The sequence below is a fragment of the Hirschia maritima DSM 19733 genome, assembly GCF_000378345.1.
In the GTDB taxonomy this organism is placed as follows: domain Bacteria; phylum Pseudomonadota; class Alphaproteobacteria; order Caulobacterales; family Hyphomonadaceae; genus Hirschia; species Hirschia maritima.
The window spans coordinates 492,410-517,295 of the sequence record NZ_KB899546.1; the positions used below are offsets into that span (position 1 = coordinate 492,410).

32 protein-coding genes are annotated in these 24,886 nt (G+C 44.5%); 17 read left to right on the forward strand and 15 right to left on the reverse strand.

Going from position 1 to position 24,886, the window contains the following annotated elements; all coding sequences use genetic code 11:
• Nucleotides 1-59 precede the first annotated feature (59 nt).
• The 8 genes from gap (at nucleotide 60) to F551_RS0110700 (ending at nucleotide 6,929) form a co-directional block, all read left to right on the forward strand.
• Nucleotides 60-1,067: a type I glyceraldehyde-3-phosphate dehydrogenase gene (gene gap, locus F551_RS0110665; RefSeq protein WP_018997502.1), complete on the forward strand. Its 1,008-nt coding sequence runs from the start codon at nucleotides 60-62 to the stop codon at nucleotides 1,065-1,067.
• Between the two features lie 18 nt (nucleotides 1,068-1,085).
• A complete protein-coding gene (locus tag F551_RS0110670) occupies nucleotides 1,086-1,409 on the forward strand; it encodes a hypothetical protein (RefSeq protein ID WP_018997503.1) in 324 nt (107 codons plus the stop codon).
• Nucleotide 1,410: 1 nt separating this feature from the next.
• The gene (locus tag F551_RS0110675) at nucleotides 1,411-2,610 is read left to right on the forward strand and encodes a phosphoglycerate kinase (protein WP_018997504.1); all 1,200 of its coding nucleotides are present in this window, start codon (nucleotides 1,411-1,413) and stop codon (nucleotides 2,608-2,610) included.
• Nucleotides 2,611-2,742: 132 nt separating this feature from the next.
• Nucleotides 2,743-3,636, forward strand: coding sequence for a fructose bisphosphate aldolase (locus F551_RS0110680; RefSeq protein ID WP_018997505.1), 894 nt, complete (start codon nucleotides 2,743-2,745; stop codon nucleotides 3,634-3,636).
• A gap of 143 nt (nucleotides 3,637-3,779) precedes the next feature.
• Entirely contained in the window at nucleotides 3,780-3,998 is a 219-nt protein-coding gene (locus F551_RS17295) for a DUF2798 domain-containing protein (RefSeq protein WP_155825915.1), read from the forward strand.
• A 58-nt stretch (nucleotides 3,999-4,056) separates the two neighbouring features.
• Nucleotides 4,057-4,707 carry a thiamine phosphate synthase gene (gene thiE / locus F551_RS0110690; RefSeq protein ID WP_018997507.1) on the forward strand — a complete coding sequence of 217 codons (651 nt, stop codon included), beginning with the start codon at nucleotides 4,057-4,059 and terminating at the stop codon, nucleotides 4,705-4,707.
• Between the two features lie 78 nt (nucleotides 4,708-4,785).
• Entirely contained in the window at nucleotides 4,786-5,970 is a 1,185-nt protein-coding gene (locus F551_RS0110695) for an endo-1,4-beta-xylanase (protein WP_018997508.1), read from the forward strand.
• Between the two features lie 143 nt (nucleotides 5,971-6,113).
• Entirely contained in the window at nucleotides 6,114-6,929 is an 816-nt protein-coding gene (locus F551_RS0110700; protein ID WP_018997509.1) for an inositol monophosphatase family protein, read from the forward strand.
• Nucleotides 6,930-6,976: 47 nt separating this feature from the next.
• Here F551_RS0110700 and F551_RS0110705 read toward each other — a convergent pair whose 3' ends face one another.
• The gene (locus F551_RS0110705) at nucleotides 6,977-7,474 is read right to left on the reverse strand and encodes a DinB family protein (RefSeq protein WP_018997510.1); all 498 of its coding nucleotides are present in this window, start codon (nucleotides 7,472-7,474) and stop codon (nucleotides 6,977-6,979) included.
• Nucleotides 7,475-7,683: 209 nt separating this feature from the next.
• On the opposite strand from F551_RS0110705, the gene F551_RS0110710 reads away from it, so the two are divergent.
• Nucleotides 7,684-8,931: a serine hydrolase domain-containing protein gene (locus tag F551_RS0110710; protein WP_018997511.1), complete on the forward strand. Its 1,248-nt coding sequence runs from the start codon at nucleotides 7,684-7,686 to the stop codon at nucleotides 8,929-8,931.
• 33 nt (nucleotides 8,932-8,964) lie between these two features.
• Nucleotides 8,965-10,227 (forward strand): S41 family peptidase, encoded by a 1,263-nt coding sequence (locus F551_RS0110715; protein ID WP_018997512.1) that lies wholly within the window; start codon nucleotides 8,965-8,967, stop codon nucleotides 10,225-10,227.
• 12 nt (nucleotides 10,228-10,239) lie between these two features.
• Here the strand turns inward: F551_RS0110715 and F551_RS0110720 are convergent, their stop codons facing one another.
• Together F551_RS0110720 and F551_RS0110725 are read right to left on the reverse strand one after the other, a co-directional pair.
• On the reverse strand, nucleotides 10,240-10,635 hold the full coding sequence (locus F551_RS0110720) for a RidA family protein (protein ID WP_018997513.1): 396 nt from the start codon (nucleotides 10,633-10,635) through the stop codon (nucleotides 10,240-10,242).
• 25 nt (nucleotides 10,636-10,660) lie between these two features.
• Nucleotides 10,661-12,487: an ABC transporter transmembrane domain-containing protein gene (locus tag F551_RS0110725; RefSeq protein ID WP_018997514.1), complete on the reverse strand. Its 1,827-nt coding sequence runs from the start codon at nucleotides 12,485-12,487 to the stop codon at nucleotides 10,661-10,663.
• A 111-nt stretch (nucleotides 12,488-12,598) separates the two neighbouring features.
• Between F551_RS0110725 and rpmE the strand changes: the two genes are divergently transcribed.
• Nucleotides 12,599-12,826: a 50S ribosomal protein L31 gene (gene rpmE, locus F551_RS0110730; RefSeq protein WP_015828789.1), complete on the forward strand. Its 228-nt coding sequence runs from the start codon at nucleotides 12,599-12,601 to the stop codon at nucleotides 12,824-12,826.
• A 110-nt stretch (nucleotides 12,827-12,936) separates the two neighbouring features.
• On the opposite strand, the gene rcdA is transcribed toward rpmE, so the two are convergent.
• The gene (gene rcdA / locus F551_RS0110735) at nucleotides 12,937-13,479 is read right to left on the reverse strand and encodes a protease adaptor protein RcdA (RefSeq protein ID WP_018997515.1); all 543 of its coding nucleotides are present in this window, start codon (nucleotides 13,477-13,479) and stop codon (nucleotides 12,937-12,939) included.
• 173 nt (nucleotides 13,480-13,652) lie between these two features.
• Nucleotides 13,653-13,823 (reverse strand): DUF1192 domain-containing protein, encoded by a 171-nt coding sequence (locus F551_RS17300; RefSeq protein WP_018997516.1) that lies wholly within the window; start codon nucleotides 13,821-13,823, stop codon nucleotides 13,653-13,655.
• Between the two features lie 126 nt (nucleotides 13,824-13,949).
• Between F551_RS17300 and F551_RS0110745 the strand changes: the two genes are divergently transcribed.
• Entirely contained in the window at nucleotides 13,950-14,939 is a 990-nt protein-coding gene (locus tag F551_RS0110745; RefSeq protein WP_018997517.1) for an NAD(P)H-quinone oxidoreductase, read from the forward strand.
• A gap of 146 nt (nucleotides 14,940-15,085) precedes the next feature.
• Entirely contained in the window at nucleotides 15,086-15,814 is a 729-nt protein-coding gene (locus tag F551_RS0110750; RefSeq protein ID WP_018997518.1) for a DUF1013 domain-containing protein, read from the forward strand.
• An 86-nt stretch (nucleotides 15,815-15,900) separates the two neighbouring features.
• Here F551_RS0110750 and F551_RS17175 read toward each other — a convergent pair whose 3' ends face one another.
• From F551_RS17175 to F551_RS16630, 5 genes are all read right to left on the reverse strand, one after another.
• Nucleotides 15,901-16,425, reverse strand: a complete 525-nt coding sequence (locus F551_RS17175; RefSeq protein ID WP_081621181.1) for a TetR/AcrR family transcriptional regulator — start codon at nucleotides 16,423-16,425, stop codon at nucleotides 15,901-15,903.
• 103 nt (nucleotides 16,426-16,528) lie between these two features.
• The gene (locus F551_RS0110760; RefSeq protein ID WP_233355239.1) at nucleotides 16,529-16,930 is read right to left on the reverse strand and encodes a PaaI family thioesterase; all 402 of its coding nucleotides are present in this window, start codon (nucleotides 16,928-16,930) and stop codon (nucleotides 16,529-16,531) included.
• A gap of 212 nt (nucleotides 16,931-17,142) precedes the next feature.
• A complete protein-coding gene (locus tag F551_RS0110765) occupies nucleotides 17,143-17,925 on the reverse strand; it encodes an SDR family NAD(P)-dependent oxidoreductase (protein ID WP_018997521.1) in 783 nt (260 codons plus the stop codon).
• 124 nt (nucleotides 17,926-18,049) lie between these two features.
• A complete protein-coding gene (locus F551_RS0110770; RefSeq protein WP_018997522.1) occupies nucleotides 18,050-18,559 on the reverse strand; it encodes a hypothetical protein in 510 nt (169 codons plus the stop codon).
• Between the two features lie 151 nt (nucleotides 18,560-18,710).
• Complete coding sequence (locus tag F551_RS16630; RefSeq protein WP_018997523.1) at nucleotides 18,711-18,878, reverse strand: YdcH family protein; 168 nt, start codon at nucleotides 18,876-18,878, stop codon at nucleotides 18,711-18,713.
• A 207-nt stretch (nucleotides 18,879-19,085) separates the two neighbouring features.
• Between F551_RS16630 and F551_RS0110780 the strand changes: the two genes are divergently transcribed.
• Nucleotides 19,086-19,310: a YdcH family protein gene (locus F551_RS0110780; protein ID WP_018997524.1), complete on the forward strand. Its 225-nt coding sequence runs from the start codon at nucleotides 19,086-19,088 to the stop codon at nucleotides 19,308-19,310.
• A gap of 33 nt (nucleotides 19,311-19,343) precedes the next feature.
• Here the strand turns inward: F551_RS0110780 and F551_RS0110785 are convergent, their stop codons facing one another.
• Nucleotides 19,344-20,066, reverse strand: coding sequence for a GGDEF domain-containing protein (locus F551_RS0110785; protein WP_018997525.1), 723 nt, complete (start codon nucleotides 20,064-20,066; stop codon nucleotides 19,344-19,346).
• Between the two features lie 251 nt (nucleotides 20,067-20,317).
• Between F551_RS0110785 and purE the strand changes: the two genes are divergently transcribed.
• Together purE and F551_RS0110795 are read left to right on the forward strand one after the other, a co-directional pair.
• Nucleotides 20,318-20,830, forward strand: coding sequence for a 5-(carboxyamino)imidazole ribonucleotide mutase (purE, locus tag F551_RS0110790; protein ID WP_018997526.1), 513 nt, complete (start codon nucleotides 20,318-20,320; stop codon nucleotides 20,828-20,830).
• 28 nt (nucleotides 20,831-20,858) lie between these two features.
• Nucleotides 20,859-21,929, forward strand: coding sequence for a 5-(carboxyamino)imidazole ribonucleotide synthase (locus F551_RS0110795; RefSeq protein ID WP_018997527.1), 1,071 nt, complete (start codon nucleotides 20,859-20,861; stop codon nucleotides 21,927-21,929).
• On the opposite strand, the gene F551_RS0110800 is transcribed toward F551_RS0110795, so the two are convergent.
• The 3 genes from F551_RS0110800 to F551_RS0110810 all read right to left on the reverse strand — a co-directional run bounded on the left by F551_RS0110800 (nucleotide 21,926) and on the right by F551_RS0110810 (nucleotide 23,793).
• A complete protein-coding gene (locus F551_RS0110800; RefSeq protein ID WP_018997528.1) occupies nucleotides 21,926-22,453 on the reverse strand; it encodes a GNAT family N-acetyltransferase in 528 nt (175 codons plus the stop codon). The genes F551_RS0110795 and F551_RS0110800 overlap by 4 nt on opposite strands.
• A 10-nt stretch (nucleotides 22,454-22,463) precedes the next feature.
• Nucleotides 22,464-23,048, reverse strand: coding sequence for a helix-turn-helix transcriptional regulator (locus F551_RS0110805; RefSeq protein WP_018997529.1), 585 nt, complete (start codon nucleotides 23,046-23,048; stop codon nucleotides 22,464-22,466).
• Nucleotides 23,049-23,109: 61 nt separating this feature from the next.
• Nucleotides 23,110-23,793, reverse strand: a complete 684-nt coding sequence (locus F551_RS0110810; RefSeq protein ID WP_018997530.1) for a COQ9 family protein — start codon at nucleotides 23,791-23,793, stop codon at nucleotides 23,110-23,112.
• Between the two features lie 167 nt (nucleotides 23,794-23,960).
• Here F551_RS0110810 and rpsU point away from each other — a divergent pair, with 167 nt between their 5' ends.
• The gene (gene rpsU, locus F551_RS17305; RefSeq protein WP_026296786.1) at nucleotides 23,961-24,179 is read left to right on the forward strand and encodes a 30S ribosomal protein S21; all 219 of its coding nucleotides are present in this window, start codon (nucleotides 23,961-23,963) and stop codon (nucleotides 24,177-24,179) included.
• Between the two features lie 129 nt (nucleotides 24,180-24,308).
• Here rpsU and F551_RS0110820 read toward each other — a convergent pair whose 3' ends face one another.
• Entirely contained in the window at nucleotides 24,309-24,863 is a 555-nt protein-coding gene (locus F551_RS0110820; protein WP_018997532.1) for an isochorismatase family protein, read from the reverse strand.
• Between the last annotated feature and the right edge of the window lie 23 nt (nucleotides 24,864-24,886).

A 24,886-nucleotide genomic window follows, 5' to 3' on the forward strand; every position in this document is an offset into this window, starting at 1 on the left:
TGCTACGGGGCCATGTATCACGTAGCGTAACTCACAGGGACTATATAAGGAATTTAAAGATGGCTGTACGTATAGCAATCAATGGCTTTGGCCGCATCGGACGTTTGGTATTGCGTTCAATTATTGAAAACAACCGTACTGATGTTGAGGTTGTGTCAATCAACGACCTTGGACCAGTGGAAACAAACGCTCACTTGCTAAAGTATGACTCTGTACATGGTACACTTCAGGCAGATGTTTCTGTTGAAGGTGATAGCATCGTAGTCAACGGTAAAGCTATCAAAGTTACAGCTATCCGTGATCCTAAAGAACTTCCACACGCTGAAAACAATGTTGACATTGCGATGGAATGTACAGGTTTCTTCGCATCAAAAGAAAAAGCATCTGCTCACCTTGACGCTGGTGCAAAGCGTGTGATCGTTTCTGCTCCTGCAGGCGGTGCTGACAAAACTATCGTTTATGGTGTGAACCACGACACATTGACTGCTGATGACACTGTTATCTCAAACGCATCATGTACAACAAACTGTTTGTCACCTGTTGCTAAAGTATTGAACGACACAATTGGTATCGAAAAAGGTATCATGACAACTGTGCACTCATACACTGGTGACCAGCCGACTCTAGACCGTATGCACAACGACCTTTACCGTGCACGTGGTGCAGCATTGTCTATGATCCCAACATCAACTGGTGCTGCTAAAGCTGTTGGTTTGGTTCTTCCAGAGCTAAACGGAAAATTGGACGGTTTCTCTCTTCGTGTGCCAACACCAAACGTATCTGTTGTTGATTTGAAGTTTGTTGCAAAGCGCGACACATCAATCGAAGAAATCAACGCAGCAGTTAAAGAAGCATCTGAAGGTTCTTTGAAAGGCGTTCTTGGTTACACTGAAGTGAAGCACGTGTCTTCAGACTTCAACCACGACCCACACTCATCAATTTTTCACGCTGACCAAACAAAGGTTATGGATGGAAACTTTGTATCTGTGTTGGCTTGGTATGATAACGAGTGGGGTTTCTCAACTCGCATGTCTGACACAGCGGTCGCTCTGGCGAAATTTATCTAAGAATGAAAGTTCGCTCTCTTGGCTGTTTTCCGTTGCTTTATCAAAGGAATTGATTTCCCAGGATCAGTTATTGGAAAAAATGAGAGCGTTCTGTACGGATTCTATACTACAAGATTGGTTACGGCTTCCTCATATGAGGAAGCCGAACTTTTAGCTGTAGACATGATTTGGGATCAAAATATCCTCGACTGTCTATGGGAAAAAAAATTTAAACCAACTCCAAGGCTTGTAGTAGAGAAAATTGATGAAGTGCGAGCTGTTGTAAAGGTTGGGCCGAATAGTGGTGCGACTTGGTTTGAACAAGAATATGATGGTTCGGAGCCATTCCACAAAGAGGATTGAGATGAGTACTGGTTTTAAAACCCTGAATGACGCTGAGCTCGACGGTAAGACTGCTCTTGTCCGCGTTGATTTTAACGTTCCTATGAATGAAGCAGGTGAAGTGACGGATGACACGCGTTTACGTGCGGCACTTCCAACGATCAAATACCTTACTGACAATGGCGCAAAAGTAGCGTTGCTTGCTCACTTTGGTCGTCCAAAAGGTAAAGTGGTTCCAGAGATGAGCCTTGGTCCGGTAGTACCTGCAATCGAAGCTGTTTTGGGCAAGCCTGTTACATTTGCAACTGCATGTGTAGGGCCGGTTGCTCAACAAGCGATTGATTTGGCTGGTAAGGGCGATGTGATCCTTTTGGAAAACACACGTTTTGAAGCCGGTGAAGAGAAAAACGACACTGAGCTTGCTGAAGAAATGTCCAAGCTAGGTGATGTCTATGTGAATGATGCTTTCTCCGCTGCTCACCGTGCGCACGTGTCTACAGAAGGTTTGGCTAAATTTCTTCCTGCTTACGCGGGACGTTCAATGGAAGCCGAATTGAAATCATTAGATGCAGCACTTGGCACACCTGTTCGTCCTGTTGTGGCTGTTGTCGGTGGGGCAAAAGTTTCTTCCAAAATCGATCTATTGAAAAACCTTGTTTCCAAAGTCGATACGTTGGCGATCGGTGGTGGAATGGCAAACACATTCCTGTTTGCAGATGGTGTTAGTGTTGGAAAGTCACTTTGTGAGTCAGAATTGACAGGCACAGTGAAAGAAATTCAGGACGCAGCTGAAAAGTCTGGTTGTAAGATCTTGCTACCAACAGACGTCGTATGTGCAAAAGAGTTTAAAGCACGTGCGCCATCTCGTATTTGTAATGCAAATGATGTTGCTGAAGAAGAAATGATTTTGGATGCAGGTCCAATTTCGGCTGCGACATTGGTTGATGAAATGTCCAAATCTAAGACAGTTGTATGGAACGGACCGCTAGGGGCGTTTGAACTTGAGCCATTTGATGAGGCGACGGTAGCTGCTGCCAAAGGTGCGGGTGATCTAGCTAAATCAGGTAAGATCACTGCAGTTGCTGGTGGCGGAGACACCGTTGCTGCGTTAAACCACGCGAAAGCTGCAGACGATTTCACCTTTATCTCGACTGCTGGAGGGGCATTCCTCGAGTGGATGGAAGGAAAAGTGCTTCCAGGTGTAGAGGCGTTGCGCGCTTAAACCAGAGTAATAAAACTGACGTTTTGTTAGTTTAAAACTAAATTTGAAGATGGCGGCACGGAATCTGCTAGGGGTTCCGTGCTACTGTAAAAGCAATAATCGCGAAAACGCGAATGCATATGGGACAAAAACATGACTAACACGGAAATGGCGCAACAAGCGGCAACTAAAGACGGATTCGTAGCTGCTCTGGACCAATCAGGTGGTTCAACTCCAAAAGCTCTTAAAGCTTACGGCGTAGAAGAAAGCGCGTATTCAAACGATGATGAAATGTTTGCGTTGGTACACGAAATGCGTACACGTATCATTAAATCACCAGCTTTTAACGGCGACAAAGTTATCGGTGCAATCTTGTTTGAACGTACAATGGATGGCGAAATTGACGGAATGCCAACGGCCAAATACCTTTGGGAAAAGCGCGGTGTCGTGCCTTTCTTGAAAGTTGATAAAGGTTTGGCAGACGAAGAAAACGGCGTTCAGGTGATGAAGCCGATGCCTGGACTTGATTGTTTGCTTGAGCGTGCTGTTGAAAACGGTGTGTATGGAACAAAAATGCGTTCAGTTGTGAATGCTGCAAACCAAGAAGGTATTGCTGCTGTTGTTGCTCAACAATTTGAAGTTGGCATGCAGATTATCTCACACGGTCTTATGCCTATTATTGAACCAGAAGTGACAATCACAATTTCTGACAAGGCTGAAGCTGAAGAAATTCTTCGTTCTGAAATCACAAAGCAACTTGATGCGCTTCCAGAAGACAAACAAGTGATGTTGAAGCTTTCACTTCCAACTGAAGCGAACTTCTATCAGTCTTTGATTGATCACCCACGTGTGCAGCGTGTTGTGGCTCTGTCTGGTGGTTACGCTCGTGAAGAAGCAAATGCAAAACTTGCTTCCAACACTGGCATGATCGCCAGTTTCTCCCGTGCGACTTTGGAAGGCTTGTCAGCTCAACAATCTGACGCAGACTTTGATGGTACTTTGTCATCAACAATTGATGAAATTTATACCGCTTCTAAAGCTGGTTAAGATAGCTTTCAATTGAATTGAAAATGAAGCCCGCTCTTAAACGGGAGCGGGTTTTTATTTGCTTTACACAAAAATGTGAGCTCTAACTGATTTGCCGCCAGCACAGATAATTACCATATCGCTTTGATAGCGGGAGATTTAGTGTGTTTAAGCGTAGACTGATTTTTACTGGGCTTATGTCTTTGGGGATGAGCGGTTTAGTTGGGTTGTTCATAACGATTGTGAATACCGGAATTGACGAAGACCTTGCGATGCGATGGTTAAAAGCATGGGGATTGGCTGCGCCAATTGCATGGTTTGTTGCATTTAGTTTAGCTCCATTTGCAGAGAAAATAACAAATTTTCTGATGAAAAAGATCTAAAACGCTGACATATAGGTCTGATGTACAATTCCTGCCAGCAAACGCATCAGAACTTATTATGAATCAAGAATGTCGATTATATCTCATCACACCGCCCATTATTGATGACATTGAAGCTTTCACACATGCACTCAAAGAGGCGCTTGATGGTGGAGACGTGGCTTGTCTGCAGATACGTTTGAAATCTAGAGAAGGTGTATCCGCGCCGGATGATCACATTGTGGAAATTGGTCGCCGGATAATTCCGATAGCGCAGGAAAAAGGTGTTGCAGTTCTAATCAATGACCGCCCAGATCTTGCAAAGAAGCTAAAAGCAGACGGTGTGCATATAGGTCAAGAAGACGCTAGCATACAGGAAGCACGTCAAATTCTTGGTGAAGATGCTATCGTTGGCGTGACATGTCATGATAGCCGTCATCTTGCTTTAGAGGCGGGGGAAGGTGGTGCAGATTATGTCGCTTTCGGTGCTTTTTATCCAACGCAGACTAAAGATCCTAAATCAAAAGCTGAGATAGACACTCTCACTTGGTGGCAACAGTTCATCGAATTACCTTGTGTGGCTATTGGTGGTATCACCGTGGAAAATGCAAATCCCATAATAGAGGCTGGTGCCGACTTTATTGCGGTATCATCTGGTGTATGGAATTATGAGGGTGGGCCAAAGAAGGCAGTGAGTGAATTAAATAAGTTAATGCATTCAAGGGGTTGAAGAAAACCACTTTTTGCTTCATTTGTCTCCATCATAGATTGATATTGAGAAATGAAAATTGCGTGAGGGGTAAGCGTCGTGGTTGATATAAATGCTCGTGAACGACTGAAGCTCATGCTTGGCGGTGTGAGTTTGCTTGCATTGGGTAATTGCAGTGGTGGTGGAGGGGGCTCTAATAGTACGCCTACTCCAACTCCTACACCGACGCCAACACCCACACCTACTGGATATCAGCCTAGTTCTGGATTGCTGAGAAACACTTACAGAAACAATTTTAAAGTTGGCTCCTCTGTTCAGACGCCGCGCATAGACGCAGCTGACACGAGTATCGATCTGTTGAAATCGCAATTCAATTCCATGATGGCCGAATACGAAATGAAGCCAAATGCACTGGCTCCTCGAGAGGGGGAGTTTGATTTTTCAGCTGCAGATCGGCTCGTCGATTTTGCTGAAGAGAATGGCCTGGAAATGCATGGGCACACGCTTTTGTGGAATGATTCAACTCCTGACTATTTCTTTGAAGGAACACGCGCTGAAATTAAGGCCAGACTTGAAAACTACATTACCCAAGTCGTGTCGCGTTATCGTGGTCGGATTAAGTCATGGCATGTTGTCAATGAAGTAATAGCCAATAGCGATTCTGAGCCGAATGCGCCCTATTCTGACACCACATGGTATCGAGTAGTGGGCAATGCTGACTTTATTGATTGGGCGTTTGTGGCTGCACGTGCAGCCGATCCGGATGCACTATTGCTGATCAATGAATATACAACTGAATTCCCAGACAAGCGCGCGAGATTATTGCAAGTTGTTCAAGATTTGCTCGACCGAAACATTCCAATTGATGGTGTTGGGCATCAATGTCATCTTGATTACAGGGATACTGCTCAATCCGTTCTTGATGCAATTGATGCAGTTGATGATCTATTCGCCGGGCTGGTAAATCATATCACTGAACTGGATGTTTCTGTATATGGTGATCCAGGTTCATGTTGGGAAAACCAAACTGGTTGTGATCCGGATTTCGGGGCAAATTTGCCTGATAGTATGCAAGCCACTCAAGCTCAATTATTGAGAGATATTTTCGATGGACTTATTCTAAGGCCAAGTGTTGAAAACGTATCTTTTTGGGGAATTACAGATAAGTATTCTTGGCTGAACACTTCGCCAACTACGCGTTCAAATTATCCATTGTTGTTTGATCGTAATTATGAAGCGAAACCTATGTTTCGAGCTATTACCGATAGAAATTATGAGATTTAGCAAGTTCATTTGAAGTTTGGTAGAAAAGCCAGATTTGTAGACAAGCTTGATAAATTGCTCTGACTAGGATAGACGCGCCGTCTGGTATTTTACTTTGCGTCCATCCACACAAATGCAAAGACTGCTCTTAGGAAATCAAAACAATGTCTCGCCCATCACCGACCGTTACCATTATGATTGAAGCTGCTCAGGTGGCTGGCCGCAAATTATTGCGTGACTTTGGTGAGGTTGAACAATTGCAGGTGTCTAAAAAAGGACCTGCTGATTTTGTTACTATGGCAGATAAAAAAGCAGAAGAGATTTGTTTTGATCGTCTTTCAAAGAAGAGACCGGGTTATGGTTTCTTGATGGAAGAAGGTGGAGTTGTTGAAGGATCAGATAAGTCGCACAGGTTTATTGTAGATCCATTGGATGGAACGACAAACTTCTTACATGGCATTCCCCACTTTGCTGTATCAATTGGCCTTGAACGTGATGGAGAACTTCGCGCGGGTGTCATTCATGATGTGGTTCGCAACGAGATTTTTTGGGCTGAGACGGGAGAAGGTGCTTGGTTGGAAAACCGTCGTTTGCGAGTCTCCAATCGACGCAAATTAGGTGAATCAGTCCTCGCAACGGGTATTCCGTTTATGGGACGTGGAGATCATCCGGAATTTCTGAAAGAGCTAAACATACTGATGGGCGAAGTGGCTGGGATCCGTCGTTTTGGATCTGCTGCGCTTGATTTGGCGTATGTAGCAGCCGGTCGCTATGACGGCTTCTGGGAGCGCGGATTAGCTCCATGGGATGTTGCTGCGGGTATTGTTCTTGTAAAAGAAGCCCATGGCGAAGTTCATGGACTAAGTGGAAACGATCCATTCAATGATGGTGATCTTGTTTGTGCAAACTCCACAATAGCGGCCAAAATGATTGACCGCATTGAAGGGCGCGTAAAACCAAAATCTTCTGATACATTCTAATAGATTATAAAAAGGCCAGTGTTTTCTGGCCTTTTTGATATCCAAAGTTATGGCATTAGCGGCAAATCGGTGTCGCCTATGTTAATTCCCATAGGGTGCAACATTTGTGTAACCTGACCGCGGTGGTGTGTTTGGTGATTGAACATGTGACTCATACCCACATAATATGGGGTGGCGATAGGGTCACCGCCCCAAATAGGCACCCAACTAATTTCTTGATTGAAGAACTCATCGTTCAACGTCCCGACCCAATTTTCAATGTATTCGGCCATTTTGAAATGCTCGGCTTTTAATTCTTCAAAATTTTCGAATAAATCCACGCCCATTTGTCCCACTTCAATTGGGTACACAGATTGTGAGAGCCTGTTTGTCCAGCGAATGTCGGCCCATAAAATATGGTTCATTGTGGAATGAATGGATTTCCAAAAAGCTTTACGGTCAGCTTTGCGTTCTTCATCACCCATTTTGTCTAATGCATCATAGATTTTCTGTGTCATCCAAAGATTGTATTGCGCCATCTGTTGGTAATTTTTCGACAAACTCATCTCTATCCCCATAACTATTTGGTTTTGTACTTCATTAGAAGCACATGAAGTTAATCTCGCATTCAGAATGTGAGTTCAGGATATCAAGAATTTGATGAAAACCACGTAATATGACGCATTCACCATAATTATGACTCGATTGGTTGCAGTGTATGTGGTTACAAATGTAACACTAGATATGTCAAAAGCTTGGGAAGTCGATTGTGCGCATGAAATTTCAATCTCTCTTGGTTAGTGGAATTACGCTTTTAGGTTTATTGGGGCAGGGGGCTGTGCTCGCTCAAACTGAAATAGAAGAGGTGGAAATATCTGCCCCTTCGCTGGCACCAGAACCTGCAAATCTGATCGACACTTCCTATATCGATCAACGCGCTGAGAAGATGATGAAAGAAGCCCATATGGTCGGGTTTGCGTTAGCAATTGTCGATCGCGGTGAAATTTCTTTTCTTAAAGGATATGGGAAAACCTATCCGGGTGGTCCCGCTGTAGATAAAGACACAGTGTTTCGTTGGGCTTCTCTATCAAAAGGTGTCGCGGGAACTCTAGCAGGCATTTTGGAAGATAAAGGTGAGCTTGATCTCAGCAAGCCACTCTCCGATTTTGAAACAACACTACGCTTGCCAAAGGCAGGCTTATCCAAGCTAGATGTAGAAGATTTGTTGTCTCACCAATTAGGTATAGTTCCTAATGCTTATGATACACGTCTTGAAGATGGTGTTGACCCTAAGAAAATACGAAAAGACCTAGGGAAGCTAAATTACATTTGCACGCCAGGTGACTGCCATTCTTATCAGAATGTAGCATTTGACACGATCAGTGAAATTGTGACTGAGGTAACTGGTAAGAAATATCGGGATTTGGTTACTGAGCACATATTTTCACCACTAGGCATGAAGTCAGCTAGTCTAACTAGACAGGACTTGAAACGCACTGGAAATTGGGCACGTCCATTTGGGTATTCACGCGGATTATCAATGCTGCGCCCAGTAGAATTGAATGATAATTATTACAAAGTACCGGCAGCGGGCGGTATGAATTCTTCGATCGAGGATCTTGCTAAATACATGCAGGCTCAGATGGGGGTAAAACCTGACGTCATCTCAGAAACTGTTCTCGAAGACATCCATGCGCCGCGTACAGCGACTTGGAAAGAGCGCAATAGAATGAAGCGTCGGTCAAGCCATGTTACGCATGCGGACTATGCGCTGGGTTGGCGGGTGTATGATTATGCGGGCCGCAAGCTTGTTGGCCACCGAGGTGCGGTTAAGGGGTATCGCGCAATGATATTGTTCGATCCTGAGTTAGATACTGGTATTGCTGCGCTTTGGAACTCGTCTTCAGGTAAGCCTGTCGGGCTTCAATTTGAAGCTATGGATATGGCCTATGGCTTAGAACGTAACAATTGGATGAAACTTACATCAGATGAAAGCGATACCATTCGCGCTGGTGGGAATTAGAATAATGCTTAGCAACAGTAAAAGGCGCAATTTATGAATTTGCAAATTGTAAAAGTAATTGCGCTTATCGCTTTGTTTGTGTCGCTGTGTTTCCCGGCATGCGCTAAATCGCCTGAAACGTTAGTATCAAAAGAGGAATGGAAAGAAGATCTTTTGGTCTTTGAGCAGAAATTGCGAGAAAACCACATAGACTTATTCCACTCGATCTCAGAAGAACACTTTGTATCAAAATTAAATGAGATTGCTGATGATTTTGTTGAGGATCAATTTCAAAAATCACTCATTGATATGATGAGGCTGACTCGCCAAATCGGAGATGGTCATACTACTTTTCCGCTCTGGGGTTTAACTCAACAGCAATTACCGATTACGTTCTCTTTTATAGACGGCGAATATTATGTGACCAGCGCAACAGGTCGTTATGAAAAGCTTTTGGGAAGTAAGTTAGTCGCTTTAAATTCAATACCTGTTTTAGATCTTGAAAACCAAATCGGTCAAATTGTGCCGTTTGTTGAAAATGAACATTCCAGGCGTGTGAGAACTGCGAGGGGTCTTTCAGATGAAGTGCTTTTACAAGGGCTTGGTATTGTAGGCAGGCATTCAAGTGAAGTCTCAATTGAATTGAAAAAGAGTGGAGCGATATTATCCCAAACTCTTGAATTGATGAGCAGAAAAGCTTTTGAAAGTTCAGAGAAAAAATCAATTGCCAATCGAAACACAAATGACTTTGAGACAGTTTTCAAGACAAATGAACGGTTATGGTTTGGTCAACATAAAACTGACCCGACAATTTTGATCAATTTTGGACGTTATCCTAATTATGATGAAGCTCATTTACTGGGAAATGCACTTATAGAGCATATTCGAGAGCAGGGCACACAAACTATCATTATTGACTTGCGCGATAATTATGGGGGCGATTTTTTTCTAGGGCTTCTTTTGGCTTCCTATCTAAACCTTGCTGATAGTGTAGATTGGAGAAATGGTGTTTTCGTTTTAACAAATGGAAAAACTTTTTCCGCTGCAATGTCTAACACCTCTCAATTCAAAGAGATTTTGAATGCGCGCGTCGTTGGTGGAGCTACAGGTGCAGCACCCTGCGGTTACCAAGACATGGGTAGTTTCGTGTTGCCTCATTCGAAGCTAGAAGTAACTTATTCCAAACGAAAATTCTGTTTCGAGCAATCTAAAACGGATGCAATAGAGCCAGACTTTCCAATCGAAGTTAGTATTGACGATTATTTGAAATCTAAAGATGCAGCGCTCGAATGGGTCCTTTCTTACACTTCAGAATAAGTGGTCTAAAAACTACTTTGCCCTAGCAGCAACAACGTCAATTTCTACAAACCAGTTTTCGTCCACCAGTCGACTTACATAGACGGCGGTTGAAGCGGGGCGGTGGTCTCCAAGGTATTTTAAACGGGCTTTGCGGACGTCAGCTCCGCTATAACCATCGACCATAAAGGTTGTAAGTTTTACGATATTGGAGGCTGTCATGTTGTGTGCTTCTAAAAGTGAAACAATGTTTGCAAACACTATTTCTGCCCGCTCTCCAATAGTTGAAGGGCAATATCCATCTCTGGCGACACCTAATTGTCCAGAAAAATAGAATAATTCAGAGCCTTCAGCTACCTTCGCTGTGTGACTGTACAATCCAAGTGGACTTACAACAGATTCAGGATTGTGAAATTGAATGTTTGTCATTGTTTCAATCTTTTAAATTGCCGAACTAGTTGCCGTTAAACTGAAGTTCTGCAAGGTGTGCATAGATGCCACCTTGTTTGATAAGGCTTTCATGGTCGCCTTCTTCGGCGACGCTGCCTTTATCCATTACGACAATCCTGTCTGCGCGGCGCACCGTTGCGAGGCGGTGGGCGATTACTATGGTAGTTCGGTCATCTGAAGCTTTATCAAGTGCAGATTGAACTAGGCGCTCGTTTTCAGCGTCCAATGCACTTGTTGCTTCATCCAGCAACATGACGGGTGCATTGCGTACCAAAGCGCGAGCAATGGCGACACGTTGGCGTTCACCTCCTGAGAGGTTTTTCCCGCGTCCACCAAGTTCTGCATCCAATCCTTGTTTCTTTTGGAGAAAGCGCCATGCCTCAGCAGCTTCTAAAGCTGCAATTGCCTCTTCATTCGTGGCATCGGGAGCAGCAAACCTAATATTGTCTGCGGCTGACCCAGAGAATAGGGCTGCCTCTTGTGGGACATAGCCAAATTGCGCACGCCAGTCTTGTGGCTTAACAGCACGTGCATCCATCCCGTCGAGCAGGATTGCGCCGGCTGTTGGATCGTAAAAACGTAATAACATGCGAAAGACAGTGGATTTACCTGCACCTGATGGCCCAACAAGAGCGACTGTTTCTCCAGCTTTGATATTGAGATCAAATTTGTCGAGTGCAGCTGCCTCAGTCTCTGTAGGATAAGAGAAAGATACATTGTCAAACCGTACAGCTCCAGTTGTAGGTGAAGGCATTTGTTTAGGTTTTAAAGGTGCGCGAATATCGGGTTCTTCATTGAGGATTTCAGAGCAGCGTTGGATTGCACCAGATGTTCGCATAGCAGCGTTAAATACGTCGGCGATCATACCGAAGCCAGACACGCCAGAGAGTGCATACATGGCGAACTGTGCAAGCTCACCAGATGTCATGCGGCCAGCGAGAACTTCTTGAATGGCGAGCCAAGCCATGAAGGCTATACCGACAAATAATGCAAATATTATTGAAGCCGACATGAGTGTCTGGGCACCTATGCGGCGGCGAGCTGCTTGAAAGGCGGTTTCACAGGCCTGACGGAAGCGATCCGCGCGCGTGGCTTCTTGTCCATAGGCTTGTACAAGTTCAATGGCCTCAAGGCTCTCAGAAGCCTCTCCGGCGGCATCCGCTATGCGGTCTTGTACTGCCGTAGAAAGTTTTCTGACGCGAGTACCAATGACAAACATGGGGATCATGACAAGAGGCACGGCAATAAACATAACGCCGGTTAGTCGCCAGTTAAGGAAGAACATCATGATCAACGCACCGATAAGCGAGAGGGTGTTGCGTAGGAATATTGATGCTGATGAGCCAAGGAAGCTTTCTATCAACGTGACGTCAGCCGTCAGACGAGAGACTGCTTCACCTGATCTGAGGCTGGAATAATAGCCTAATGATAGGTTGATGAGTTTTTTGTATACGTCGGATCTCAGATCGGCAGCAGCCCGTTCTCCCAGAAGTGACATAAAATAAAAGCGCGCTGACGTAATAACGGTCATCAGTACAACAACGAGTACAAATGTTATAAATCCCTGATTAATTGCAGGAATGTCGTTATTGGCTAAACCGTTGTCCACGATATCGCGCAGAACAACGGGCAGATATAAGGTTATCGCGACACCGGCGAGCAACAGGATAATGGCTGGCCAAAATATTAATCCACGACGTGCCACATAAGGCCATAAGTCCAAAAGCGGACGCATTTTACGGCTGGTTGGGCGATCGGGAAGTGCAGCGCTACCGCGCTTTTGGGTTCCTGCTTTACGATCTAAATCGGCTTGAGATTGTTGTTCTGCCATAATTTATTCTGCTTAAATCCCAGTTTGGGGTTGCTAAAATCTGTTATATCCGGTAAGCGCGCTGCTTCGATTTAAAAACTTATGACCAAGGCGTTTAAGGGCCACGTACTGATGAAACAAGACGTACATCCAGACTATCACTTCATCACTGTCAAGATGACTGATGGAACTTCTTACAAAACTCGTTCAACAATGGGTAAAGAAGGCGATACTCTGCAATTGGATATTGACCCTAAGACACACCCAGCATGGACTGGTGGAAACCAACACATGATGGACCGTGCAGGTCGTGTATCTCGTTTCAACGACAAATTCTCTGGTTTCATGAAGAAGAAATAGGGCTTAAGTGCTTTATTTTCCAGACTGAATTTTGTTTGAGAAAAATATTCATAAAAAAAACCGCTTCGTTTATCGAAGCGGTTTTTTTTGTGTCTGAATTCTTTATGGTTTTATTTGTTGTCACGCCATATTGAAAGTGGATCAAAAGCACCGCTTTCGGCAACATCTTGAAGACGTTCAAGTTGACTCATAACAGGGTTGTCTGTTGGTGTTTCTTCATCAGCAAAGAGAGTGTCGTCCAGGCGCCAGACGCGTTCATACAAGGCGCGTGAGCGAACCACTAGGTCAAGCAATGTCTCTGGTAAGTGTTGAACAGCCGAAAGCTCGCGTAACTCGCCAGGAGGAGATAAACGAAACTTATCTTCACCCGCTTCATTGGCAGTCATGTCGCCTTCACGTACAGCGCGTTGCACAACTAGCCAACTAGCAGATTGCATGAGGCGTGTTGTAACTTCCATGCTCTCAGCTGCGTAAACTAATGCTTCTTCACGATCTAGCTGACGGCTTTGTTGACGGCCAGGGCCATCAAGATAAGCAGCAGCTTCTTCTACTAGAGCCATACCATCTTTGAAAAGACGGTCGAAGACTTCAGAAGAAGCAAATTCAGATACGCGATTTTTCCAGTCGTCACCGACCAAGGAAACAGATTTCATTCAGACACCCAATACTTGTTTGGACCTCGGATACCTATTTACGTATACTTGTTAGCTGTACACTGCAAATGGATAGGACCTCAAATTACCATAACATAGAGAGTCTTATCTAAGTCTCTACATGATAGAGGAATATGCAGAAGATGGGCCAATATCTGTGTTTTATGACGGTTTTATTGGCCAAAAATGTTGTCAGCGGCGTTTTTTGCTGATTTTTTCTTCTCAATTTCGGCTTCGCATCGCTTTATTTCTTCTCTGAGCGTTTCAATTTGGGAAGCCAGCTCTTCTAGGGACATGTCCTCCAGTGCCCGTTGCGGTTTAATGCGTGGCTCTTCTTCAAACATGGTGTCTTCCTTTAGTCCAAAACGATTTCGCCGGGCAGAATATCGGTTTTCAGGTCTATCGTGAAGCTCTGCGGGTGGTTAATCTGGTTTACACTCAAGAAGAAACAAGAATACAGGGACGAGAATATGAGCCAAAAAGCAGATGAAACAGGCATGATGAAAGCAATTTTGGCAAAGGGCGATGCGCCTCTGGAATGGTGTGATGTTCCAAAGCCAGTTCCAAAAGCTAAAGAAGTGCTCATAAAAGTTGCTGCGGCAGGATTGAACCGGGCCGATATTCTCCAGCGTAAAGGTATGTATCCACCGCCTGAAGGTGCATCTGATATTATGGGACTTGAAGTGTCAGGCTACGTTGAAGCCGTAGGCTCCGATGTTGAAAACTGGCGAGTAGGGCAACAAGTATGCGCACTTTTACCTGCGGGTGGATATGCTGAATATGCAATCGCTCACCAAGGAAGTGTAATGCCGATTCCTGATGGTGTTTCTCTTCACGAAGCAGCCTTGCTTCCTGAGGCAGTAATGACTGTCTGGGCAAATGTGTTTGATATGGCAGTTCTTCATCCGGGTGAAACCTTATTTGTGCAAGGCGGAGCATCAGGAATTGGGACGACTGCCATTCAGATGGCTACGGCTTTGGGAGCGAAGGTCTACGTGACAGCTGGTAGTGATGAGAAATGCAAGGCCTGTATCGAATTAGGAGCAGAAGGGGCATTTAACTACAAGACAACTGATTTTGAAGAAGAATTGAAAGCTGTCGGCGGTGCAGATGTGGTTTTGGACATGGTGGGCGGGGACTATTTGCCCAAGCATATAAATGCATCGAAGTTTGGAGCAAGAATTTTGCATATTGCTGTGCAGGGTGGGTTAAAGGCTGAAGTTAATCTCCTCAAAGTGATGATGAAGCGGCTGACAATTACAGGTTCAACCCTAAGAGGGCGCAACGATCTTGATAAGATGCATCTTGCGGATATGGCTGTTAAAGAGGTGTGGCCATGGGTGGCTAGCGGGCAATTGAGACCGGTTGTGGATTCGAGTTTTGCTATGAAAGATGCTGAAAAAGCCCATGAACGTTTAACGAGTGGGCTGCATGTTGGAAAAATAGTATTGACCCTATAAATTCTATTCGTGAAATTGTTCCGTCTAGGGAATTCACAAATCGCACAAATAAGCCTATACTAAACCTAACTAACGTTTTGTCTCACCCTGTGTGAGCGCAAATCGCCCGGCCCAAGTGCCGGGCGAAATTGTTTTGGAGACAATGAATGGCCAATATTCTAATGCCTAAAGCGACAGCGGTTTGGCTTGTCGACAATACTGCACTGACGTTTGATCAGATTGCAGATTTCTGTGAACTACACCGCCTTGAAGTTAAAGGTATCGCAGACGGTGAAGTTGCTGAACACATGCGAGGCGTGGATCCTGTGTCACGTGGTGAGCTGACGCGCGATGAAATTTCTCGTGGTGAAGCAGACCCTAAACACATGCTGAAGCCGGCCTCACCAAAGTTCGACAAGGTTGTTGCTCCGCCTAAACGTAAGGGTGCTCGTTATACACCTGTGTCGCGTCGTAGTGATCGTCCTGATGCGATTAGCTGGTTCTTGCGTCACCACCCAGAGATTTCCGATGCTCAAATTTCCAAGATTATCGGTACAACGAAAAACACTATCGAAGCTATTCGTACGCGTTCACACTGGAACACTGAAAACCTAAAACCAGTGGACCCTGTGACGCTCGGCCTGTGTACTCAACTTGAATTGGATGCACTGGTAGCCAAAACATCTGCCAAGCGTCAGAAAATGGAAGAAAACAGCGAGATCGGTTCTGTGGAGGCAGGTATCGATATGCTGAAGACAAATGAAGATGGTGGAATCTCGCCATCAGATCCATTTGCAAACTTTGGGTCTAGACCATCCGAGTCTAAACCAGCAGCGGATGAGCCAAATGTTGATGATGTTTTCGCCAACTTTGGAAAATCATCCAGCGACGACTAAAATTCTTAGATGTTCAATTATTGAAGGCGGCGAACTAAAGTGTTTGTCGCCTTTTTTGTAACTGGAACTGAGTGATCCAGTCGTAATTAAAGCTTAGAAGGGTCGATGCTTACGCCCTTAATTCGGCTCATCAAAAATGAACCCTCCAAAAGTGCAATAGAACGAATTGCGGAGTTTTCCGGAGTGGCCACGTTTTGCCTTTTAAAGCCGTTTTCAAGCCTCGTTTCTATTTGCGAAATTGTAGAAGCTAATTCCTGCGAAATTCGAGCAGAAGATGGAATACATTCTGACGCTAGAACTGCGATAAGGGAGCCACGTATTTCTTTATTGTCTTTCAAAAGGTTTTCTTGAAATGTGGCCAAAGAACTAAGCATTTCGTCGCCACTGGCGTTTGATTGATCAAGAGAATCCAAATGGTTAGTAATTTCATCTGTAAGCCATTTGAGAGTAGCAGAGGCGACTTCTTCTTTTCCGCCAGGAAAGTGATGATACAAGCTGCCTTTTGGAATCTTTGCAGCCTTCAATATCACGGACACTGGCGTCCCGTGATATCCATCTCTCTGAAAAAGCTTAATGCTTTCCCGTATAATTATTTGTCGCGTGGTTGGCATGAATTGAAGCTATTGCCGAAATAAAAGGGCATCAAGACTTTATTGCCGACACGGTTTTTTAAAACCGCCGCATCGGCATCGATCTATTATTTTTGCATTTAAATCATGAGTCTTTTTCAACGATGGCAATGGAGGCGAGTGCTGTGGCGACGAGTTTAGAATTCGTTTCATCTTCAGCAAAAACGTTTGCGTGTACACTCACTTGACGTTTGCTTTTCTTGATGACCTTTCCATGAGCTCTCAATCTATTTCCTATTGCAGGAGCTAAAAGTTGCAGTGTGTAACTTGAGGTGACAACATCACCAGCAACGCTGGCTGCCGCCCAAGCACAAGCATTATCTGCGGCTGCTCCAACAACAGCGCCATGAGCAAATCCGTGATGCTGAGTAAGTTCTTCCTTCAGTGGGATAATTAGTTCAATTTCACCGGGAGAACTTTTAACGGGTTCGGCGCCTAGAAAGCTTGAAAACCCAGACTGAGTAACTGACTGTTTTAAGAGGTTCATGAACTCCTCTTGTGTCGAAAATCTAGTATTTTCCATAGTTTTATCCCTTTGTTTTCATGTAGTCGCTTGCAAATTAGACCGTACGGTCTAATTTGCAAGCGAGAAAATACTTTTTAATCATCAGGTGACATATAAGAGAGGTAGATGATGTGGGATAATTTAAGCCATTATCCAGATAGTCGGCGTTTGGGTGTGGGTTGTTATGTCAACAATTACTCACTGAAACCGTTCTTCTCATAGATACCATTTAAGTTGGAGCGACCACCGTCGAGAACGATTGATTGGCCAGTAATGTTGGCGCTGCCTTCCTTTGCAAGAAAGAGGACTGTTTCTGAAATTTCCTCTGCAAAGGAGTGACGCCCAAGCGGCGTACGTTGTTTGAGCCAAGGTTCCTCATTTTCCGCGCGAGGGCGAACAGCCACTACAGCATTTGTTCGGATACGATTAGCAGCAAGGTCTATTGTAGGAGCTTTAGCAGCAGCCAAGGCAAGGGATTGAGATGCGTGTTGGGTGTAAGCTTCTGGGTCCCCATAAATAGCGCTGAGTGCGAATACTTGGATAAAACTATGATTACAGGCTTTGGCTTCTGTTGGATCTAATTCGTTCATTTGCCGTATCATTTGATCGCTGAACAAACGAGTTGCCGCTGTGATAGCGCGGGCAGGGGCTAATAGTTTTTCATCAAATTCATCCAACTTAGTGTCGGAGAATTTTTTTGCTTTTGGAATATCAGGAATATGACAAACGGAATCGATATGTCCAAATGCACTCAATGCGCCGGATAATATGTTGTTCAAAGCCATATTGGTTGAAATATTGGGCGGGGCAATCGTGTCGACTTTGTCTTTCAATTCTTCTTTGATTGCATCGAGAGCTTTATGATCTGTGTCAGCAAGAAATACGTGCCAGCCATTGTCTACAAATAGGTTTGCGCATTGCTCACCAATACGTTTGGCTCCGCCAATTATGACGATTGTTTTTGGTGAGGCAACCATATTGAAAAACTCCGTAACATTCTGAGTTTATTTAACTTAAAAGACTTTACGTTAAGATAAAATGATAAAAGCCGCTCTATCGAAAATAAAGCGACTTTCATAAACGGCTGATAGAAGAAAAAACTTAGCTTTTGTCTTTTTTCTTTTTTGTTTCTGGCTTTTTATCGGCTTCGGCTTCGGCTTCGGCTTCGGCTTCGGCTTCGGCTTCGGCTTCGGCTTCGGCTTCAGTCTCAGGTTCTGTTTCAGCCTCAACCTCAACTTCGATGTCAGTCTTTACAGATGGCTCTTCTTTTTCTTCTTCTGTTTCGACGACTTCTGTGGGGTCTACTTCTTCCCAGTCTTCATCATCCGGTCCCCAGAGAGACTCGTTCAGAAGAGTGATACGCTCATTTAAAGCGTGTTGCGCGGCTAAGCTTTCGCTTAAGAGTCTTACAATCATCCAAAACGTGAGTGGAATTGCAGTAGCGCCTGCGGCCCATAAGAGCGCTGTGAAAGGGCGGCCAACAAAAAGATGACCGATTGCATGGATAATTCCCATGCCGGCAAGTGCGGCAAGACATACCGTCAGGAGTGTGTTTGCTGATTTCAGCATCCCCGGGGACAGCAATTGCTCAGGGTCTATAGGTCCACGCATTTTTACAGCCTTTCATGTCATCTATGCCGAATGGTATAGTGGATTAAGATGAAGAGAGAGCAAATACGAAGCCAAGAATCTTACAAGAAAAACTAGTTTCTCCAAATGGGCGAATGCTGTCCTTACTAGGGGAGTGGGAGATGACGAGAATTTACGCTGATTTTAGCGTTGAAATCTCGTCTTTAATTCGAAGTTTCTGTCGCTTCAGGTCAAGCAATTCCTGATCAGTTGTTGAAGGGTATTTTCTTTTGTCTTCGATTTTTGTCTCAAGACGTTTGTGACGTTCACTCAGTTCACGGATACGTGCGTCTGTGCTCATTCCAACCTCCTTCTGATTAGGGTTAAAATTAAATCACAGAGTTTACAAAGAGTCATCACTACTTGGATCAATAAACATTACACATTGCATTCTCAAATAGAATAAATGCTTTGATTTATACGCATTTGAAGGCATAATGATTGAAATGTTCAAACGATTTGGTGTGTGAAAATAATAAACTAAATCCATCAATAGGGGCATATTTTTATGGATAATTCTGATATTGGCTCAGATGCAGATCCCGCGATTTCTATCGCTGAACGTCTTGATGAAATTAAGTCTGAACGTAAAGAATTGGATATGCGGATTGAAGCTCTGACGTTACAGGGCGGTGCAGATTTGGAAGTCGCCTCTTTAAAACGTATTAAGCTCAAATTGAAAGATGAAATGACGAAATTGATCGATTCGTCTTTGCCCGATATTATCGCCTAATTGGGGAATTAATTTTGAGGGAAGCGTTTTGATTCAGCTTGCTTCAGGCTTCTGCATTGCTCTGCGGCGTAGTTTTGCTGCGTACATGGCCTCATCTGCACGTGCTATTTGAAGCTCGGCTGTTTCATCATGCTCCAATGTAGTGACGCCAACAGACGCATCAATTGTAAGGCTAGTGCCTTCATGTTCAATAGAAATACTTTTGATTGCCTCGGCAAGTTGAGTGGCTTTTTCTTGAGCTGTCGAAGATTTGACGCTTGTCAGAACTGCGATGAATTCATCGCCACCTAGACGGCCTAAAAGGTCAGATTCGCGTGTTTGCTGAATAAGCACATCAGCCACAGCGTTCAACACTTTATCACCAGCTGCATGTCCATGAGTGTCATTTATATTTTTAAAGCCATCAAGATCGAAATAAATGATGCTCGCGTCCAATCCATAGCGCCTTGAAAAAGCAATTAACCGCGAAAGTTCGCGAACAAACGCGCGTCGATTAAATAGCGGCACCAAAGCATCGTGATCGGCCATACTCTCGGCAGTTTCCAACGATTTTAGGATTGTCGCATTTTTATTTCGAAGTTCGGATATCTCACCAGTCATAGCAGCAATGGCTGCTCGTACGGCTGGGGTTAGCTCGGATTCGGATATGCCAAAAAGCTCTGAAGCCTTTTCGACACCTATATCGCCATTCTCTACGACATAGCGTGTTTCACCGTCAGCATCGCGCTTGGCTGAAAAGATTGAGAGAAATTTCATTACTCGTCCACAACTCTTGCTATGGTTAATGAATACTTGTTCACGGTTAGCATGCGGTTAACAGCTTAACTTAAATATTTACGAAATGCTAACTGTTGATTTTGAACGACATGTGAATAAACCAGATATTAGGCGGTTAGTAGCTCTTGTCGTGGAAGAACGAATGCCTATACTCCCGCGCTTTCTGGATTCATTGTGTTTGCATGGTTAGGCACAATCAATCGTACAATAAGTCCTTTGGGAGGCATGTCATGAGCGCTGAAAACACTTTATCAAATTCTGATCAACCATTGGTCGGCGTGGTAATGGGAAGTCGTTCAGATTGGCCAACCATGAAACTCGCATCTGATTATCTTACCCAGCTAGGTGTGCCGCACGAAACCAAAGTTGTTTCTGCTCATAGAACGCCTGATCGGTTAGTCGAGTACGCAAAAACTGCGGAAGAGCGTGGTTTGAAAGTGATCATCGCAGGAGCAGGCGGGGCCGCTCATTTGCCGGGAATGCTAGCGTCTATGACTATTGTGCCAGTGCTCGGTGTTCCGGTTCAGTCGCGTGCACTATCAGGTGTTGATAGCCTTTATTCTATAGTTCAAATGCCCAAAGGCATTCCAGTAGGAACACTCGCTATTGGCGAAGCTGGGGCGGCAAATGCTGGGCTGTTGGCTGCAGGCATTGTTGCTGGGCATGATGCAAATGTGGCAACTAAGCTATCAGCATTTAGAGATGCGCAGACTGAAGCTGTTGCAGAGACAGTTGAAGACTAATTTAAATACTTAAAGTGGATCGCAACTCGTGAAAAAAATTGCACCTGGCGGCATTGTTGGAATTCTTGGTGGTGGTCAGCTTGGCCGCATGATGTCTATGGCGGCTGCACGCATGGGGATGGACGTGGTTATCTATGCACCAGAAGCTGATAGCTGTGCATCGCGGGTTAGTGCAGATACCATAGTGGGGGCGTATGATGATGAAACCAAACTTACTGAATTTGCCAGCCGTTGTGATGTGATTACTTTTGAGTTTGAGAACATTCCCGCCTCAACGTTGGATTTCATCGAGAATATTGGAACCTCGGTGTTTCCAAAATCAAATGCGCTTGGTTGCTCTCAAGACCGCTTGAAAGAGAAAGAGTTTCTAAATTCAATTGGTATTGCTCCGGCACCTTTTGCTAGAATTGATGGGGCTGAGGATATCATGCCTGCTCTACAAAAGCTTGGCGGGAAAGGTGTTTTGAAAAGCCGAACAGATGGATATGATGGCAAAGGTCAAGCGCGTCTAGATGGTGCATCAGATCCTGTTGAAGCTTGGAAAACTATTGGGCAAGTGCCTGCGGTGTTGGAAGCTTTCATTTCTTTTGAGCGTGAGATTTCGGTATTGGTGGCGCGTGGTCAGGATGGAAAAGTCCAGATTTATGACACACCCGAAAATGATCATTCTGGCGGTATATTAAAGTCCTCAACCTTGCCAGCAAACATCTCTGAACAGGCACGCGCTGCGGCAAAAAAATTGGGTCATAAACTAGCGGATTCTCTTGATTATGTTGGAGTTGTCGCGCTTGAATTGTTTGTAATGCCGGATGGTTCTTTGTTGGCAAATGAATTTGCTCCCCGAGTGCACAATACTGGGCACTGGACGGAAGAGGCATGTTTGATCGGTCAATTCGAGCAGCACATGCGGGCTGTATGCGGATGGCCACTGGCACCTGCTGAACGTTTTGTAGATATCAGGATGGATAATCTTTTGGGAGATTCTGATATATCAACATGGGAAGGATTGTCTTCTGATGGCGCTGCGCCACGTGTGTACGCTAAGCGCGGTGGTGGCGAGGGACGCAAGCTAGGTCACAGCAATACTATTCTGAGCTAAAGTTGCTTAAACATATAGGTCGTCGCATCAAAGTGGTCTTCAACAGGATGACGTGAAAACCGTGGTATAATTCCAGCAATTTCAAACCCCAATGATAAATATAGAGGTTCTGCATTGCTCCCTTTAACGGTGTCCAAAGTTATTAGGGGGCGGTTGATTTTTGCAGCTTCTTTTTCTAGTTCATGCATCAGCTTTCTTGCGATCCCCCGACGCCTGAAACGCGGACTAACTAAAAGCTTCGAAACCTCACATCGATGCTGCTGATTAGGTGGCATTGAATGGTCAAGTTGTACTGTTCCTGCAAGTTTTCCTTCGATGAAAGCGGCCCAAAGTGTTTTTTCATTTTTGAGTAGGGCAGGATGAATTTTCTGCATCCAGAAATTTGTAGCTTCAGTGAAGCTAAATGGTGCAATGAAATTGACGCTGCCGCCATCAAGCACAACTTCTTGAAGAACTAAAGCAAAGTCATCGATATGCTTTTCTAATTCATGTGCTGAGAGTTTTTGTATAGTGATTTTACTCATACTGATTTCTCTAAATGATCACGAGTGTGTAGTTGGAATTTGTATCGCCGCGAGCTCTAAATATTGAAGAGCCAGATAAGCGGTATCTGAGGCAGTCACCTTCTAGAAGATGATACTCTTTGCCTTCAATGGTGACCTGTAATTCACCAGCGCGCATTATAAGGTGGTGTTCCAATCCCAGTTTCGGAGATTTGTCGTAAGAAATCTCCGCTCCAGATATGAGTTCGCATTCGATTACTTCTGCAGATAACTGAGCAGAAGGAGGCGAAACTAGTTTTCTTTTGAAGCTGTAATCTGAATCATACCAAACTTTTTGATCCAGAACTGGAATATGGGCTTTGAACTGGGTTTCAACCATGGCGATGAGACGTGACATGGTGAGACCATATGCTGCGCATAACTTACCCAAGACATTTGCGGTGGGGCTGACTTCTCCCTTTTCCAAGCGTGAGAGCGTTCCTCGGCTAACACCGGACTTCTCTGCAAGTTGATCGAGTGACCATTTCTGTTCAGCTCTCAGTTCTTTTAGGCGCTGAGCTAAGTCAGTGTCTGAAAAGCCGGCAGTAGTTTGAGTATGTGATATCGTATTTCCCATATTTGGGAAAATATCTCAAATATGATCTGGGTCAAGGTAAAATTAGAGCCGACCGATTTAATCAGTTCTTGAAAGGGCCGGCTTTGGGAATGTAATTGAGAATATCCAGTGGATCAGGCAGTTTGTCAGTTATTTGCTTGACTTGAGCTTTTGTCTTTTCAAACTGCATCACATTTTCAATACGTTTATCTAAAAAATCCCAAGTACTTTCAATATCTTCGTCGGATGCTAGCCAGTGTGATAACGTGGTTCCGATCACCCCTGAAAGAACAGTGCGTTTCGAATACCAATTTGCATCTGTAGATTTGTCTCCTAGTGCGGTCCAAATGGTGTCGGCAGCGTTCCAAATGAGTTTGGGGCCGAGCGTCACGCGCCAAGGGGCAGCTATTGCGTGTGAAGCCCGCCTTGCAGATTCTTTTTGCTTGGAAAGAAATTCTATTCGCGCCCTCACGCCTAAAGTGATGCGCTCCCTAATTTTTAGATTGCTGAGATCTGTATTTTGAAGAGTTTTCGCGACGTGTTCGTCCGCTAGATTTGCCCATTCTTCTAATAAGGTTGAGATGCCATCAGGTGCAGCTAAAATGAGGTCACCTTCACTCAAATTTAGATTTTTGGCTGCCGTTTTTAGCGTTTCGTCATTCCAGCCATCAAAGGCACCATCTTCAATGACGGTATCCAATAATTTTTTGAGATTCCGTTTTGAGGGCGGAATTTGAGTAGATTCATTAGATTTTTCGGCGTTCATAGTGTAAACTCGGTTCATCTAGAGGTAGGCAGGCACGAAACTTTGTGCTAAATGCGCCCCTTCGGACTGTAATAGTCCACACAGTTTAGCAAAGTTTGACGCATTTGACGCCCCTTAAAAGGCGCGACATTTGTGTTTTATTGAATTTAAAATCGGGAGATTGAACAATCGTTCAGATCGTAGTCCGCGACAACAATGTCGATCAGGCATTGAAAGCGCTAAAAAAGAAAATGCAACGCGAAGGCCTTTTTCGTGAGATGAAGCGTCGCAACCACTTTGAAAAGCCTTCTGAGAAGAAAGCACGTGAAAAAGCTGAAGCCGTACGTCGCGCTCGTAAGCTTGCACGTAAGCGCGCACAGCGCGAAGGTCTTCTTAAAGCAAGATAAGTTTGTAGGCGTCCTATAGCGGCGCTAGCAAACAATCCTGACTTTGCATTTGGTCATACCCGAATGACCAAGGACTGCATACAGCCGCTCGGTTTACGCCTAGCGGCTTTTGCTGTTTGGGCGATAAAATCAAAGAAAACGTTGTAATATTTCACTCGAAGTTGTTATTTCTGCATACTCACTGCCCAGAATGGCCAAGGACATCTCAAATACTTCTTCAGCATTCCATATTTTGCCATCTTGCCCGGTGACTGGGACAGCGGTTGTTCCATCTTTAGGAAGGGTGATGTGATATCCTAGTGCTTTGCCTGCTCTAATTGTTGCGTCCATGCTGTTGTGAATGACTACTCCAACTAAAACAAAACTCTTTGCCTTTAATTTCGAAAGCTCTGCGTCTAGACTTGTATTTATAAAGGCGCAGTTTTGATGTTTTATAACAACTGGTTCATTAGGTTTCGGTGCGACAGGTTTTTGTATTGCATTCCATGGGCCATGAGTATGGTAAGTGGATGAAGGTGTTGCTTCATCGTGCTTAACATGAATGACGGGCCATTTATTTTCTCGCCAAACTTTCAAAAGCTTTTCAATAACAGATAGATAGTCTGGATTGTTTTTATGGTTCCAGACAGGCTGATTGATAGCATCCTGTACATCTAAAATGATGAGGGGAGTTGGAGGCGGCATGCGTGTCTCCTATCGCGATTTAA